This window comes from Parafilimonas sp., assembly GCF_047606085.1.
GTDB lineage: Bacteria > Bacteroidota > Bacteroidia > Chitinophagales > Chitinophagaceae > Parafilimonas.
The window spans coordinates 1-16,208 of record NZ_JASGEX010000134.1; the positions used below are offsets into that span (position 1 = coordinate 1).

A 16,208-nucleotide genomic window follows, 5' to 3' on the forward strand; every position below is an offset into this window, starting at 1 on the left:
ATGAAACGCCCATGTAAAATGTATTCAACACACAGGGGAATGTACATCAGGGCGTTCCATGAGGCCATTGAAAAAACAAACTTGTACGAATGAAACCGAGCATGATAATTTTTCTTACACAGGGGAATGTGCATAGCGAGGTTCCATGAGACATCTGAAAAAACAAATATGCACGAATGAAAGAATTTAGTTCGCAGATAGCAGCCGCATTACACGTAAAGCCTGCGCAAATTGATGCCGTATTAACCCTGTTTGAAGAAGGGGCTACCATACCCTTTATAGCACGGTACAGGAAAGATAAAACAGGCGGGCTGGATGAAGTGCAGGTGCAGCAGATACAGGATAAGGCCAAAGCTTTAAAGGAATTTACCGAACGCAAAACATTCATAGAAAAAACCATTGCCGAACAGGGAAAAATGACGGACGCCTTGCAGGATAAGCTTAATAAAGCAACTACGCTGGCTGAACTGGAAGACATTTATCTTCCCTATAAACCAAAGCGCAAAACCAAGGCGCAAACAGCAAGGGAAAACGGGCTTGAACCCTTATCCCAACTCCTGCTCGAACAACAAGAAACCAACCTTGCAGCAGAAGCGGCGAAATATATTAATGATCATGTAAAAGACGCCGACGCCGCTTTGCAGGGCGCAAGGGATATTATTGCCGAAACCATTAATGAAGATGATAAGGTGCGTGCTAAAATGCGCAGGCTGTTTGAAGATACGGCAACGCTGCAAAGCAAGGTACTGGAAGATAAAAAAGCCGAAGCCGCCAAGTATAAAGACTATTTCGATTTCAGCGAGCCAATTCATAAAGCGCCATCACATAGAATACTTGCTGTGCTGCGCGGTTTTCTCGAAGGCTTTTTACGCATGGGCATTGCACCGGAAGAAGAAGAGGCTTTGTACATGATAGAAGGGCTGTATGTAAAGAACAGTTTAAACAGTTCGGTTGAGCAGATGAAGAAAGCCATCAAAGATTCCTATCGCCGCCTGCTGCAGCCCAGCCTTGAAACAGAGTTTCGCACCGCATTAAAAACAAAGGCCGATGAAGAAGCCATTAATGTGTTTGCCGAAAACCTGCGCCAGCTATTGCTAAGCGCACCGCTGGGCAGCAAAAGGATACTGGCAATAGACCCCGGTTACCGCACTGGTTGCAAGGTGGTTTGCTTAGATGAAAAGGGAACATTGCTGTACAACGATCTTATTTATGTGCATGAAGCCAATAAAAAATACGATAGCGCATATAAAATAAAAGACCTGGTAAAGAAATACAACATACAGGTTTTTGCCATTGGCGATGGCACGGCAGGCCGCGAAACAGAACAATTCATCAAACAGCTCAGCCTCGGTTTGCCAATATTCCTGGTAAATGAAGATGGGGCTTCTGTTTACTCTGCCAGCGAAACAGCCCGTGAGGAATTTCCGGGTCATGATGTTACCGTTCGCGGCGCCGTAAGCATTGGCCGCCGCCTGATGGATCCGCTGGCAGAACTGGTAAAGATTGATCCCAAAAGCATTGGCGTGGGCCAGTACCAGCACGATGTAAACCAGTTTCGCTTAAAGGAAAAACTCGATGCCACCGTGGTAAGCTGCGTGAATGCCGTGGGCGTTAACCTTAACACCGCATCCAAACATTTGCTGAGCTATGTAAGCGGCATAGGACCCTCGCTGGCCGAAAACATTGTACAATACCGGAATGAAACCGGCCGCTTCCATAACCGTAATGAACTGCTGAAAGTGCCGCGCCTTGGCAACAAGGCATTTGAGCAATGTGCTGGTTTTTTAAGGGTGCAGAACGGCAGCAACCCGCTTGATGCAAGCGCCGTGCACCCAGAAGCATACAAGATCGTTGAGCAGATTGCAGCAGATTTAAAGGCAGATCTGCAGTCGCTCATCGGCAATGAGGCTTTGCTTAAAAACATTCAGCCCAAAAAATATGCAACAGAAGAAATTGGCGAGCTTACCATAAAAGATATTTTGAAAGAGCTCAATAAGCCCGGACTTGATCCGCGCAGCGAGCTGGAACAGTTTGAGTTTGCACAGATATATAAGATAGAAGATGTGCATGCCGGCATGGTGGTGCCTGGTGTTGTAACTAACCTCACCCGCTTCGGTGCGTTTGTTGACATTGGCGTGAAACAGGATGGACTGGTGCATGTGAGCGAGATAGCGCATAAATACATCAGCGATCCCGCTGAAGTTTTAAAGCTTAACGACAAGGTTATGGTGAAAGTGCTGGAAGTGGACATTCCGCGCAGCCGCATTGCGCTTTCTATCAAACAAACGCAGGAAGCGCCGGCCAGGCCGCAGCGTTCAGGTAATAACAATCGTTCACAACATAACCACAGACAGGAAGATTTATCTTCTCTCAGTGTAAACGATGCATTGGATGCGCTGAAAAAGAAATTTGGGAAGTAAGTTGATATTATCCTCCATTTTCTGCAAAATATATCATTGAACCTGTTCAGGCCCGGTGTAACCCACAACTTATCCCGTTTGCTAATGGAACAGGATTACTGACATTGCATAGCAATAAGCGTTAAATTGGCGTTTTATGTTTAGTGCATCACAGTATTTTCATCTCCAATGAAAATCTTTGTGCTTCTTTTCTATTAACTATGAAAAAAATATGTTCCTGTAGTGGCGGAGCAGGTTGTGGTTTGTTTTAAAAAGAGTAAACAACTTCATGATGAGGATCATTTACAGAAAATATATTTCGTTGCTGATACTGCTTGGCGTTTGTACCGGAGCAAAGGCGCAATCAACCATACAGCGGTGGGATGATGCCACGCTTGAATATCTTGCCAGCTACAGAACACCATCCCAAACAAAATGCTGGCTGCTTGTTGCCAATACCAATACCTACGTAAATATTGCCGTACCGGCGGGATTGCTGACAGCGGGGTTAATCCGGCATGACCACGATATGCAGCAGAATGCTTTGTACATTGCAAGCAGTACGGCTACTACAGTAATAGCGAATGCGCTCATCAAGAAAATTGTAAAACGTCCCCGGCCTTTTATAAGCAATATGCATTTAACTGCAGTATATCAGCCGAGATCGTATTCTTTTCCTTCAGGGCACAGCTCTTCTGCTTTTGGCACGGCTACAAGCCTTATCAGGGCATATCCCAAATGGTATGTTATAGCGCCGTCTGTTATGTGGGCAGGCGCTGTGGGTTATTCCCGTTTATACCTTGGCGTGCACTATCCTTCGGATGTTTCGGCGGGAGCCTTATTGGGCACAGGCACGGCTTTTATGCTCGGGTTTTTAAGACGGGGAAAGTGAATTGCCAGTTAATACCGTTTACTTAAAATTTACCAGTTCACAGGTTCACTTGTTCACGGGTTTATTCCTAACTTCTTAACTAATCAACTTTTCAACCAATCAACTTAGGCAGCTTCGTTACATACTTATTATCCTTTATCAAAAAACGGTAAGGCAGCAATGCATCTTCAGCAGCATAATTAACACCAATACGGGTTGCAGTAATAATATTTTTGTTTGATAGAACATAATCATCTTCTGCAATAAAAAAATGATCGCTTCTTAAATCAATACCGGTATGGTGCGTATAAATGCCCAGCGCTTTTGAAACATTGCCCGGTCCGCTCGTTAATGTATAATCCAGCTTTTTTTTATGCGTTCGGGTAAGCATGGTATCAATGCCAATGAGTGGTTCTGCTGCCCTTATGAGCACGGCATGCGGCACATCTTTTAAACTGGTTACCACATTAAATAAATGGTGAATGCCATAACATAAATACACATACGCAGCGCCGCCGTTCGCATACATAATTTCAGTGCGTTTGGTACGGCGGTTATTGTAAGCATGCGAAGCTTTGTCAATAATACCATTATACGCCTCGGTTTCGGTAATGCGCGCCGCCGTGAGCTGTTCATCAAAACAGGTAACAATAATTTTTCCCAATAACTCCTTTGCTATTTTTACAACATCTTTGCGCGTATAAAAGTTTTCGTTTAATATGTTCAGCGATGCTAAAAATTGCCGTTCTTCCGTGGTAAGCCTGCTGGTAACCGTCAATTGAATTATATTTAATTTTTTAAAATTAATACCTGTTGCTTAAAGAGATCATCATATCCATACAGAGTTATTATAAAGCGCGTTATTTTATCCGTGAACATAAGTTATGGAAATGGATAATTATTCCCGGTATCATTTACTGCATCCTCTTTGTTATTTCTTTATATTTTTTTAGTTTAACCGCCAACAGCTTTATTGAATGGATCAGCCTGAAAACCGGCATAAAAGCATGGCTTGGCAAAAATGGCTCCGGCCTGGTTGGCTTCCTGTTTACATTCGGTGGCATTATGCTGTGGCTTATACAAATGCTGTTTTATTTTTCGTTGTTTAAATATGTATGGCTGATCGTTGGCTCGCCGGTGTTTGCTTATCTAAGTGAAAAAACCGCTTCGATAATCGAAGAAAAAGAATTTGATTTTAATGCGAAGCAATTCATCAAAGATATTTTCAGGGGCGTAAGCATTGCGTTGCGCAACTGTTTATGGCAATCGGTTTATATGGTTTCGATACTGATATTATCATTAATACCCGTTGCAGGCTGGCTTACGCCCCTGCTGGCTTTACTTATTGAATGTTATTATTATGGTTTCTCCATGCTCGATTACAGTTTTGAAAGAAAAAAAATAAGCGCCTCAGACAGCATTTATTTTATTGGTAACCATAAAGGTCTTGCCATTGGCAATGGGCTAATGTTTTATTTAATACAGATTGTACCGATAATAGGCTGGGTATTGGCGCCCACGTATGCCGTGGTTGCAGCTACATTAAGCCTGCACGAAGCAAAAGATATAATGCCCGTACAAAATGAAGTATAATGCAAACAGCCACCGTTTATCTTATACCCATTATTTTGCATGAAGATGAAATTGCATTGCAAACAATTCCTTCCTATATAATTAATGCTGTTAAGCAATGCAGTGTTTTATATGCAGAAAATGAGCGCACAGCAAGAAGGTTTTTAAAAAAGATATGGAAGGAGATTGATATTGATTCGTACGCATGGCATACCATTCATAAGGCTGAAACCGAAGTGCAGCAAAGCTTTAAAGCTGATATAGCACAGCACAAAACCATCGGCATCATGAGCGAAGCCGGTTGCCCCGGCATTGCCGATCCTGGCCAGACATTAATACATGTGGCCCAACAAATGCAGGCAAAAGTTGTTCCGCTGGTGGGGCCAAATTCTATCATTCTTGCATTAATGGCCAGCGGTATGAATGGCCAGTGTTTTCAGTTTGTTGGTTATTTACCGGTGGATGCACACGAACGAAAGAAAAAGATTATTGAACTGGAGAATGAATCCATCAAAAAAAACTGCACACAAATATTTATTGAAACGCCTTACCGCAATAACCAGTTAGTAAATGATATTCTAACTACAGCGAAACCAGAAACGCAATTGTGCATTGCGGTTGATATAACCGCTTCAACAGAATGCATTCAAACAAAAAAAATAAAAGACTGGAAAAAGGGGAAAATCGAACTGCATAAACGCCAGGCAATATTTTTATTGTATGGGGCAGGGTGATCAAAAGCCGGAAAGACATATATAAAAAGTAACGCACAGAGGCATAAAAATACCAAAGGCTGCCTGCTTATTTTGAGACAGCCTTTGGTAAGAATCCTATATTTTATTATATCAATAACCTGTATTCTGTGTTAATGCGCCATTGCTTTCATCAATTTCAGTTTGAGGAATAGGATAATATGTATCTATGCTTTCATCGAAGGTAATGTCTGCATTATTTGAAAGATAAGTGCCTTCAAAAGAGGAATAGCTTTCTATGGTTGTTTTAGCTATGCCCCATCTTACCAGGTCAAAAAACCGGTGGCCTTCCATGGCAAGTTCCAGCCTTCTTTCAAACCGTATAGCAGTGCGTGCATAATCTGCGCTGGCAAATGACGGATATAACCCCACATTATAATCTGCAGCGGCCGACCCGTCAACTGTTATCTCCGGCAGCGTGGCAGCCCTTGACCTTACAGCGTTTACCCATGTTAAAGCAGAACTAAGGTCTCCGGTTTCAACGGCACATTCTGCAGCCATCAGATAAACATCGGCTAACCTTATAATATTTACATTAAGACCATTTATTTCTGAAGTACCCGAAACGGTGTTCGCTGAAAAATCGTCTTCATTTATCTGGGATTTGTAGCCTACAAAAGGGCCGCCGTAAGAGGGGTCGCGTATCCAGTCATCGCCGGCCATTGTACCCCAATCCCTAAAGGGTACACCTCTGCGCCCTACGGTATAATCAAGTCGCGGGTCGAAAGCAATGGTCTGGTCAACGGCATAATTAGTTTTTGCATCTCCGGTTAACAATAAGTCTGATGTATAAGGATCATCCCTGTAAGAGTCATCCAGGTAAGGCAATCCGTCTGCATCTACTTTATAAGCATTTACCAAATCAATAGACGGCTGGCTGAAGCCACAGCAGGTTATTGGGGCTGAACCATAAAAGCCGGACAGCATATCCCCAACATTGGCATCCTCTCCGCTGCCATCAGAATTGATGACATGCTGCACAGCAAAAATGGATTCTTCACCGTTTTCAGTACTGATATTAAAGTTATCTTCAAACGCCATGGTTGTTAAATCGGCTTTTGCAGCAATAACAGTTTCAAATAATTCCAGCGCCTCTGTATATTCTTCTTCATATAAATATACCTTGCCTAAATATGCCTCTGCGGCTATTTTATTTACTCTGCCTACGTCTCCTTCGGGATGGTCGTCCGGAAGATTCTCCACTGCAAATTGTAAATCTTCCACAATTTTCGGCAATACATCCACATCATTTGTAGTAGCTGCCGCATCGGCGGTGGAAGTGGTTTCGTCTATATACGGTATGTTAACAAACAACCTGTATAATAAAAAGTAATAATGCGCCCGAAGCATTTTTGCTTCCGCTTCTACCACAAGAGCACTGTCGTCAGTGAGCTTATCACCAGAACCCGCCTGTACCTCTGCTAAAAGAGATAAGGTAGTGTTGCAACGTATGATACCTTCATAATAGTTTTTCCATGTAATGCTTAGATTATCATTGGTGGTGGTAGGCGTATGATGTTCAATCTCGTTCATATAACTCTGGTCGGTGCTGACGCTTCCCTTGTGGGCATTATCGGCAGCCACATCGCCAAAAAGCCACATGCTTGGCGCCGGCGCATAATTGCCCCAGGTTCCGCTTATATTTCCATTGAGCAGGCCATAAGCGCCCACCAGGGCATTTTCAACCCCATCGGGAGTGGCTAATTGTGAAGAAGTAAGCGAACCCTGCGGCGTTTGTTCCAAAAAACTTTTGCTGCATGAGGAGGCAATGAATAAAATAAAAGTAATTATAGCCCAAGTAATTCGTTTCATATTGTATTTAAATTTTTTATTGAATTAAACAGTTAAAAAGATACACTCAATCCTAACAGAAACTGGCGAGACTGCGGAACTATGCCATAATCCACACCCGGTGCGCTGTAGGTGCTTGACACTGAACTAACCTCGGGATCCAGGCCGGGATATTTTGTAATGACAAATAAATTGGTGCCGCTTACATATACCCGCAGCTTGCTTATGGCACGGCTCAGACTTCCTGAAGAAAAGGTATAGCCAATCTGCAAATTCTTCATCTTCAGGTAGCTGCCATCCTGAATATAATAGCTGGAAGATTGCAATTCAATTGTACTGCGGTCTCTGTAAGGAGAAGGTATCATACTTTTTGTATTGGTAGTGCTCCATGCATTCAGCATTCTTTTGGAAACGGCGCCATCAAAACCATTGAAATCGGTATAATAGCGTGTTTGCTCAAAAATATCATTGCCCTGGGAAGCATTAAAGAAGAACATAATATCGAAATTTTTATAGGAAGCATTAAATGACAGCGAATATGTAAACTTCGGATGTGGGCTGCCAATAATAGTTCTGTCATTAGCATCAATGGTTCCATCCGGTTTGCCATCCGAGCCGGAAATATCGGCATATTTTGGGCCGCCCACCCTTGCCCCGTCATAAGATGGGTTGGAAGAAATATCGTCATCACTTTGATAAATACCAGTCATTTTATACCCGTAAAAAGCACCGAAAGGCTGGCCGGTTTGTAAAATGGAGGTGGTAATATCCCTAACAGTATTATATTCAACACTCGAAACGGAAGGGGCCAACTCAATAATCCTGTTTTTATTTTGTGAAATATTTCCTGTTACATCAAAATGAAACCCATCAGGCGCAGGATTGCCTGTATAATGGTAAGTAAGCTGCAATTCCACACCCTTATTATTCATTTTTCCGATATTAACATAAGGTGAAGAGCCGCCGCCAACCGCCGCAGAAGGCTGCGGCACCTGGTATAGCATGTCTTTGGTATTCTTGTTATACCAGTCAAATGAACCTTCAATTTTGTTTTGGAGTATAGTAAAATCTATACCTAAATTTAACGATTGCACCTGTTCCCATTTAATGTCAGAATTATCATAAGAACTTATCCATACACCTGAACTGGCAGAACTGCCATCCGTTGCATAAGATGATGTACCAAGGGTGGATGCGTATATTTTCAGGTATTGAAAAGAAGAAATATTCTGATTGCCTGTAATGCCCCAACCTGCCCGAAGTTTCAGGTCGTTGATCCACGGTGCACTTTTCATAAAATCTTCCTGCGAAATTCGCCATGCCCCGCTAACGGCCGGGAAAACGCCATACCTGTTTTCCGGGCCAAAATTGGATGAGCCATCCCGGCGAACTGTTCCGGAAAGTAAATACCTGTCTTTAAATGAATAATCTGCACGGGCAAAAAGCGAATACAGGGAGCTGTAAGACGCTGCACTTGTGGAGCTTGTAGTGCTGGCTGCGCTCAAATAATAATAATTCATATCGCCGTACAGGAAAAAATCGGTTCCGCTGCCCGTTACCTGCCTGTAATCGGATTTAATGGCTTCAATGCCTGCCAGCACATTAATATCGTGTTTATTATTAAACTTTTTTTGGTAAGTTAAAGTATTGGTCCAAGTCCAGTCTGTTGAATAGCCCTGCCACTCAGATATGCTGTTATTATCATAACTTCCTTCAGACGCTTCAGGGTCTGGAGTTGTGATGCTGATGCCTTTATAATTATCATACCTTAATCCGAAGGTTGTCCTAAAATTCAGGCCGGCAATAATTTTAAGGTCGGCAAACGCGCTTCCAAAAAACTGGTTGTTTGTATTCACATTATCTTTTGCGCGGTATAAAACAGCTAACGGATTGGATGCATTACCTAAGTTATCGCCTTTTGTACCGGCAAAATTTCCCATAATATCATATACGGGTATTATTGTTTGTATGCGGTATACATCAAATACAGCAGCGCCTTCGCTCTGGTAGCCACCGGCCGTATTGGGGTTGGTGGCATAACCTACGCCTTTGTTATAGGAATACTGTATATTTTCCCCAATGGTCAAGCGCTTGTTAAGTGCAAAGAAATTAGAGTTTGCCCTTATAGTAGCCCGTTTAAAATAGGTATATTTTAATGTTCCCTGCTGGTCAAAATAACCACCACTAAGAGCAAACTGTGAATTTTCGCCCCCCCCCAATAAACTCAGCTGATAATTTTGAATGGGTGCATTTTGCGTAATGGCATGCATCCAGTCTGTACCCTGCTGGTTTGCCTTTGTAATCTGGTAAAAAGTAGAAGCATCCCTGCTGTAATTGTAATTGGAAGGGTCTGCATCATCGGCAGTAATATCCTGCCCGGTAACTGTGCCTGCCAGTAAGTATTCAGGTAATGTGGGGGTGGTAGCTGATGTACCATAATTGGTACCGGTGGTGCTGCTTGTACCGGGCGTTTCGCCGGCATTGATAAATTCCTGGTAGAAATATTCTGCATATTCCTGCGAGTTCAGCATTTTAGGAAAGCTGGACCTGATTGGTGCCTGTATTCCATAATAAGTATCCAAACTAATTTTAGGAGTGCCTGACTTTCCTTTTTTGGTGGTAATAATAACCACACCGTTATTGGCCCTTGAACCATAGATGGAAGCTGCAGAAGCATCTTTTAACACCTGCATGCTTTCAATATCATTTGTGTTCAGCCAGCCTATTTTACCTCGGTAAGGCATACCGTCAATAACGTAAAGAGGATCGTTATCATTAATAGTGCTCCAGCCCCTGATGCGTATTTGAGGCGTGCCGCCGGCGGCGCCGTCATTAACAATCTGTACGCCCGACGCCTTGCCCTGCAAGCCTTCAAGGGCGCTTGCCGCAGGTTGCGCTTTTACGCCCTCCACGTCAACTACAGCAACCGAACCCGTTAAATCTTTTTTACGCTGGGATGAATAACCGGTAACTACAATTTCATCCAGGGATGAGGATGATTCTGTAAGTTTCACCTCAGCATTTCCGGAAGATGCATCAACCTCTGCAGTTGTATATCCTACAGAACTGATGGTGAGCGTGGAATTTCCGGCAGGCAGGGTAATCGTGAATGTCCCATCGGCAGCAGAAGCCACTGCGGTGTTTGTTCCTTTTACCGTTACCGTTGCAAAACCGATAGGCGAACCATCCTTCGCGCTGGTAATTTTACCTTTTACTGTTTTTTGTGCAAGTGCTGAAAAGCTTAATAATAATAAAAAGAACAATAGAAAACTGGCGCTAAAGCGCATACAATCGTTTTTTTGTTTCATAAGAATTGATAAGAGAATGATAAAATTTCCTAATAGACAGCTAAGATTAACTTTTCATTGCATCTTTCCAAAAAAAAGGAAAAAAAATTTAACGTCAGAACAAAAATAATTTTCTAACAATCAATGAAATGTGTAAGCAGAAAGGGCATTTACCCACAAAATAGGGTTTGAAAAAAATTGCAGGCGCAGGCATCGTAGTACAACTTTAAAAGAAACCAATAACTTCATTTTTATAAACAGATAAAATGTTTCACTTTAAAAAAAGCATGATTGTTTGCTCCATTTTCATTGCTCTTTTCTTTTTTATCAAATGTTCAGATGATCAGGCTGTTTCAAAAGACCCGAGAGGTATTCAGTTTGCAGGATCGGCCGCCTGTATGTCCTGCCACAAAGACGTTATGAACGCGTATATGCACAATAGTCATTTTAATGCTTCCGCACAGGCTGATTATAACCATCTGAGCAGCATGGTAAATACGGCTAATAATACAACCAGCTTTATAAATGGCCAGAAAGTGGTTTTGAACAGCCATGATACAGGCCTCTATCAAACATATTACAGGCAAAATCAGTTGATACAGTCAGCAAAAACAGACATTGCTTTCGGCGCTGCCGTAAAAGCCCAAACGTATGCTTACTGGAAAGGCAGCCAGCTATACCAGTTGCCTTTAACTTATCTTACCAACGAAAAAATCTGGACCAACAGCCCCGGCTTTCCCATAGATCATCCCTATTTTAACAGGGTTATACCCAGCAGGTGCCTGGAATGCCATGCATCGTTTGTGCAGGTTAAAGAAGAAAGGGAAAAAGGCTTATTACAAATAAAACAGGTTTATAACCCGGCTTCCATAGTATATGGCATTGATTGCGAAAGATGCCATGGCCCGGCAGCGCAGCATGTAAAATTTCAGCAGGAAAACCCGGGCATTAAAGAAGCTAAATTTATTATCTCCATTAAATCGCTTTCCAGGCAACAGCAGGTGGATATGTGCGGCACCTGCCATTCAGGCGACCCTGTGGAAGTTCAATCCATTTTCAATTTTATGCCGGGCGACCCCTTGTCAAAATATTATATGCTTTACAATGGAGGGGCTTCCGGCGAACCGGATGTGCATGGCATGCAATTGCAATTACTGCAGATGAGCAAATGTTACCAAAAAAGCAAAATGACCTGCATGACCTGTCACTCGCCGCATCAATCGCAGGAAACTACACAGGCAATGATTAACCAATGTATATCCTGCCACCAGCAGGTAACGCATACCATTGATATTAAAGCCACAGGCAATAACTGCATTACCTGCCACATGCCGTTACGGCCTTCAAAAAGCCTGGACTTTAATAATGAAACGGAAACCAATAAGATTCAATACATGCTTAGAACCCACCGCATTGCCGTTTATGCCGGTAATGCGTGGAAGTAAGCCTAAAAAAATCAGCGCCTTAAATCTGCCAATCACCTCACCATACATACGTGCCCACCGCGCCTGCCGGCAAAGAAGTGGTTACCGTTTTTCCTTTAAAAGAAATGCTGAATGTTTGTGCATCAGAACCCTCATTTTCCACTATCAGCACTTTCTTTTTATCGGGGCGGAGAAAGGCCACATTATTCAGCGGGCCCGGTATGTTAGAACTTATCCTTACTGAACCAACAGGCACAAATTTAGATGCGTGTGCAATGATATAGTAAGCAACATTTCTTGTTATAGCGCTTCCTATTGTAAGTGCACCTTTACAGGTTGTACAGCCGCCGGTGGTGTGCGGCTCGTAGTTGGGATCGTTGGCAAGATTCCATTCAAGAGCAATTTTGCTCCAGTTGCGCATAGAGCCAATAATTACATTCTTCAAATGCCAGTCAAGATCGCCGCCAAAATCACCGGTGGATGCGGTGTATTGTTCTGTGAAATAAAGATTCTTATCCGGATAGCTGCTGTGTACCGTTGATAGTGCGCTTATATCGCCGGCATATAAATGAAAAGCGGAGCCATCCACATATTGGGCTGCATCCTGCAAAATAGTAAGCGGGTATTGCGGCACATCGCAGTTATGGTCATATACAACGATTTTTGTGGCAATCCCGGCATTGGCAAAAGCAGGGCCGAGATAGCCTTTTATAAAATCACGCTCTTCTTCCGCCTGCATTTCCATGCTGGGGTTATTGTAAGGATTGAGCGGCTCATTCTGCGGCGTAATGGCATCAATGGTTATGCCTTCCTGCTGCATAGCCTGTATATATTTCACAAAATAATCAGCATAAACCCTGTAATATTCGGGTTTTAAGCTGCCGCCAATGCTGCTGTCATTGTCTTTCATCCACGCCGGCGCAGACCAGGGGGTTGCAATAATTTTTATGGAAGGGTTGATTGATAAAATCTCTTTTAATACAGGCAGGAAATCTGTTTCTTCCATGCTCATGTCAAAATGGTCAAGGTTAATATCGGTTTCGCCATCGGGCATATCATTATATGTATAAACAATAGTGCTCAGGTCTGAAGCGCCTATGCTGATGCGCAGGTAACTTATGCCAATACCATCATCATCAGTTCCAAACAATTCCTTTAAGAGGGCGGAGCGGCCATCTGCAGATAAATTTCGGTTGATTACGTAAGCGCTGCCACCGGTTAATGTGTAGCCAAAGCCATCAACGGTTTGATAGGTTTGGGTAGAATCCACTGTAATCGTATTCGTGCCGGTTGCCGATGTAAAGCTGAGCGCTGCTGATTGTTTTTGCAATAAAGCGCTCTGGTCTTTTTTCGTGATCCAGTAATCAACATCAGAAGCGGCCGAAGGCGTTGCAGTGGTGTCATTGCCGGAAGAAGGATTATCGGCTCCGCCATTGCCCTTGGAGCAATTCATTATGGTTAATGAAACAAAGGCAACCAATGTGAGAACAAATTTTTTGTGCATAGGTTTTATATTTTCTGTAATTGCTATTGCTGAAATACCCTTATATAATCCACAAACATTCTTTGCGGGAAAACAGTGGTATTATCCGGCGGCCCGGGCCAGTCGCCGCCAACCGCAACATTAAAGATAAAGAAGAAAGGCAGATTGAAGGGGTTAGCGCCATTGGTAACATTGGCATCCGTACTTTGCATATAAGGATGATCGTCAACCAGGATATCAATTTTATCAGCTTCCCATACCAGGCTGAACACATGAAATTCTTCGGAAAAATCGCCGCCGGATAAAGTATAAGTATTGTTATAAGTGGCTGTTGAACCATCCGTATATTCCCAGTGTATGGAACCAACTACCTGGTTTGGGTTTTTGCCTATCAGCTCCATAATATCTGTTTCACCGCAACCCGGCCATGGAACGGTGGCAATATTAGCGCCAAGCATCCATAAGGCAGGCCACATACCGGTTGCCACCGGTAATTTAGCGCGGATGTCAACCCGGCCATATTTGAATTCTCTCTTACCCAGTGTTTGCATACGGGCAGAAGTATAATTGCTGCCATTATAGCTTTCTTTTCTCGCCTCTATAATCAAATTGCCATCAGAACAAAAAACATTCTGTATGCGGTTGGTATAATATTCCAGTTCATTATTGCCCCAGCCGCCGGCGCCGGTTTCAAAATTCCAGTCGCTTGTATTTACCGTTTTGCCGTTGAATTCATCTGCCCATACAAGCGAGTAACCGGCATAACCGGCTGGCGTGGTATAACCGGCGCTATCGGTGGGAAGATAACTGAGGTCTTCCGTTAATATGGTCACCGTTGCTTTTGATACAGACAGGGAGGCATTGCCGGCATTAGAAAGCTGCACATAAAAATTCAGGTTGGTTTGCCTTAAACTGTCGCCAATAACCGTTACATAAATAACCGCAGATTTTTTGCCTGCGGCAATGGTTACCGTGCCTGACGCCGGTATAAAATCCGTATTTTCTTTTGCAGTGCCGGCAACTGTTGCATAAGCAGCCGTAACATCCTTATCAGAGGTTTTATCCAGTGTAACCTGGAGTTGAAAATCAACATTGGAAGATAGCCTTGCCTGCGATATATCAGTTATTGTTATAGCAGGTTTTATTGTTTGGCCTGTTCCCCCATCGTCGCTGCCACCGGATTTGGAGCAGCCGCTTACACAAACTGTCAATAAGCAAAATGATATAAGCAAATTTTTCATCCCATCTATATTTATGCTTAACGTGAGTTCGATACAAGCCCCTCGGGCTTTAATATGAATAGCCTCTGGTTTCACCGGTGGTAAATTGGCATCATTTCGTTGAACCGACCGCGGCGGGTTCAAATGCAAACCTGCTTCATTCTCCCCCGAATTTCATTCCAAGCTATTGAAATTTAATCCCTTCGGGATTCTCCTGCCTGCAAATTTCTTCACTAAGTCTTATATCGAACTCACGTTACTTAATAAAAAAACATTTCAAAATTTTCCGGCCGGTAACAGGCTCTTTGCTGATGGATGTCGCCGCCCGCCGGCAAAAAATTCAGAGCGTGCACTCCCATTGCTACGGCGAAGCCGGATGGATGGTTTGGAAAAGTGCATTCGTACTTTTTTGTCCTTCGGTCAGACCGCTATCGCGGGCCGACCGGCCTGGCATGCACCCGAACAAGTTCACGATTTTGGTTTTAATTTAATATACCATGCATTGCCGGTTTCGGTGCCCTGCACCCGCAGATATACTTCAACATCGCTGATGCTTAAAATTTCATATTCTTTCAGTGTGGCGCCATAGCCTATAAATGTATCTGTGCCGGACAATAAAATGCTTGTTTGCGTGGATGCAGAAGCATCAACACCGGAACCTGCCGGTATAAAACTAAAGGAACCTGTGCCGCCTGCATACGGATAACAGGCCTCATCGCCTGAGGATGGTATGCCCGGCAGGGTGGTGAGCGAACCGGTTTTTGTAAATGCGCCGTCAGGCGTGGCAACAGTAAGCGTATAAGTGCCATCTGAATTTTTCGTAAACGTATAGGTAGCCGTATAAAAACAATTGCAGCAGCTAACCTTTTCATCTACGCCGGCAGACCACCAGGAAGGTGTAACCGAAGAAACGTCCCAGGGGCCTACACCAAAATGGCCGGCTATATCTTTATTCACCACCCATGTTTTGGAATCGTCATTGGTTAAATCGGTAACTATTGCAGCATCCGGCTCAAAATTGCTCTGAACCGTTACCTGCGTGGTGGCGGTGGCAGAAGTGCCGCCCCTTCCATAAACGGTGGCCGTTATTGTATAGGTATTCAATCCCAAAGTGGTGTATTTATGCGTAAGTGTGCCATTGGCTGAATATACCGGGCTTGCCGTTTCATCATACTGTATCATATATGATAAAGCATAGTCTGATGATACAGTTATATTCACCACCCCTGAGCCATCGCCGTTGGGATTGTCTGTGTCTTGGCCAACTATTTCTGCCGTAATAGTTACATCTTTCGGCGGTGTAAGATCGCCTAAAGAGTAACTTGATTTGTTGCAATTGCTGAATAGCAGGATCAGCCCAAAAGCAAGCAATACAGTAAGAATTATATTTTTCATATCATTATTTTAAA

At 43.3% G+C, this 16,208-nt stretch carries 11 protein-coding genes; 5 read left to right on the forward strand and 6 right to left on the reverse strand.

Annotation, left to right across the window (positions count from 1 at the left end):
* Window positions 1–176 precede the first annotated feature (176 nt).
* Together QM629_RS11810 and QM629_RS11815 are read left to right on the forward strand one after the other, a co-directional pair.
* Window positions 177–2,420 (forward strand): Tex family protein, encoded by a 2,244-nt coding sequence (locus QM629_RS11810; protein ID WP_415160078.1) that lies wholly within the window; start codon window positions 177–179, stop codon window positions 2,418–2,420.
* A 268-nt stretch (window positions 2,421–2,688) separates the two neighbouring features.
* Window positions 2,689–3,291, forward strand: a complete 603-nt coding sequence (locus QM629_RS11815; protein WP_415160079.1) for a phosphatase PAP2 family protein — start codon at window positions 2,689–2,691, stop codon at window positions 3,289–3,291.
* A 91-nt stretch (window positions 3,292–3,382) separates the two neighbouring features.
* Here QM629_RS11815 and QM629_RS11820 read toward each other — a convergent pair whose 3' ends face one another.
* Window positions 3,383–4,048, reverse strand: a complete 666-nt coding sequence (locus QM629_RS11820) for a DNA-3-methyladenine glycosylase (protein WP_415160080.1) — start codon at window positions 4,046–4,048, stop codon at window positions 3,383–3,385.
* Window positions 4,049–4,083: 35 nt separating this feature from the next.
* Here QM629_RS11820 and QM629_RS11825 point away from each other — a divergent pair, with 35 nt between their 5' ends.
* Complete coding sequence (locus QM629_RS11825) at window positions 4,084–4,863, forward strand: EI24 domain-containing protein (RefSeq protein ID WP_415160081.1); 780 nt, start codon at window positions 4,084–4,086, stop codon at window positions 4,861–4,863.
* The gene (locus QM629_RS11830; protein ID WP_415160082.1) at window positions 4,863–5,576 is read left to right on the forward strand and encodes an SAM-dependent methyltransferase; all 714 of its coding nucleotides are present in this window, start codon (window positions 4,863–4,865) and stop codon (window positions 5,574–5,576) included. The genes QM629_RS11825 and QM629_RS11830 overlap by 1 nt, the downstream gene beginning before the upstream one ends.
* Before the next feature lie 111 nt (window positions 5,577–5,687).
* On the opposite strand, the gene QM629_RS11835 is transcribed toward QM629_RS11830, so the two are convergent.
* Complete coding sequence (locus tag QM629_RS11835) at window positions 5,688–7,406, reverse strand: RagB/SusD family nutrient uptake outer membrane protein (protein WP_415160083.1); 1,719 nt, start codon at window positions 7,404–7,406, stop codon at window positions 5,688–5,690.
* Between the two features lie 32 nt (window positions 7,407–7,438).
* A complete protein-coding gene (locus QM629_RS11840) occupies window positions 7,439–10,693 on the reverse strand; it encodes a SusC/RagA family TonB-linked outer membrane protein (RefSeq protein ID WP_415160084.1) in 3,255 nt (1,084 codons plus the stop codon).
* Between the two features lie 245 nt (window positions 10,694–10,938).
* Here QM629_RS11840 and QM629_RS11845 point away from each other — a divergent pair, with 245 nt between their 5' ends.
* Window positions 10,939–12,117 carry a multiheme c-type cytochrome gene (locus QM629_RS11845; protein ID WP_415160085.1) on the forward strand — a complete coding sequence of 393 codons (1,179 nt, stop codon included), beginning with the start codon at window positions 10,939–10,941 and terminating at the stop codon, window positions 12,115–12,117.
* Between the two features lie 37 nt (window positions 12,118–12,154).
* On the opposite strand, the gene QM629_RS11850 is transcribed toward QM629_RS11845, so the two are convergent.
* The 3 genes from QM629_RS11850 to QM629_RS11860 form a co-directional block, all read right to left on the reverse strand.
* Window positions 12,155–13,600, reverse strand: a complete 1,446-nt coding sequence (locus tag QM629_RS11850; RefSeq protein WP_415160086.1) for a glycoside hydrolase family 30 protein — start codon at window positions 13,598–13,600, stop codon at window positions 12,155–12,157.
* A 23-nt stretch (window positions 13,601–13,623) separates the two neighbouring features.
* A complete protein-coding gene (locus tag QM629_RS11855; protein ID WP_415160087.1) occupies window positions 13,624–14,820 on the reverse strand; it encodes a family 16 glycosylhydrolase in 1,197 nt (398 codons plus the stop codon).
* 447 nt (window positions 14,821–15,267) lie between these two features.
* Window positions 15,268–16,194, reverse strand: coding sequence for a hypothetical protein (locus QM629_RS11860; RefSeq protein WP_415160088.1), 927 nt, complete (start codon window positions 16,192–16,194; stop codon window positions 15,268–15,270).
* Between the last annotated feature and the right edge of the window lie 14 nt (window positions 16,195–16,208).

What these genes read in the sequence shown, in the direction of transcription:
- QM629_RS11810 (WP_415160078.1), top strand. Translation starts at nt 177, where the DNA reads ATGAAAGAATTTAGTTCGCAGATAGCAGCCGCATTACACGTAAAGCCT.
- QM629_RS11815 (WP_415160079.1), top strand. Translation starts at nt 2,689, where the DNA reads ATGATGAGGATCATTTACAGAAAATATATTTCGTTGCTGATACTGCTT.
- QM629_RS11830 (WP_415160082.1), top strand. Translation starts at nt 4,863, where the DNA reads ATGCAAACAGCCACCGTTTATCTTATACCCATTATTTTGCATGAAGAT.
- QM629_RS11835 (WP_415160083.1), bottom strand. Translation starts at nt 7,406, where the DNA reads ATGAAACGAATTACTTGGGCTATAATTACTTTTATTTTATTCATTGCC.
- QM629_RS11840 (WP_415160084.1), bottom strand. Translation starts at nt 10,693, where the DNA reads ATGAAACAAAAAAACGATTGTATGCGCTTTAGCGCCAGTTTTCTATTG.
- QM629_RS11845 (WP_415160085.1), top strand. Translation starts at nt 10,939, where the DNA reads ATGTTTCACTTTAAAAAAAGCATGATTGTTTGCTCCATTTTCATTGCT.
- QM629_RS11850 (WP_415160086.1), bottom strand. Translation starts at nt 13,600, where the DNA reads ATGCACAAAAAATTTGTTCTCACATTGGTTGCCTTTGTTTCATTAACC.
- QM629_RS11855 (WP_415160087.1), bottom strand. Translation starts at nt 14,820, where the DNA reads ATGAAAAATTTGCTTATATCATTTTGCTTATTGACAGTTTGTGTAAGC.
- QM629_RS11860 (WP_415160088.1), bottom strand. Translation starts at nt 16,194, where the DNA reads ATGAAAAATATAATTCTTACTGTATTGCTTGCTTTTGGGCTGATCCTG.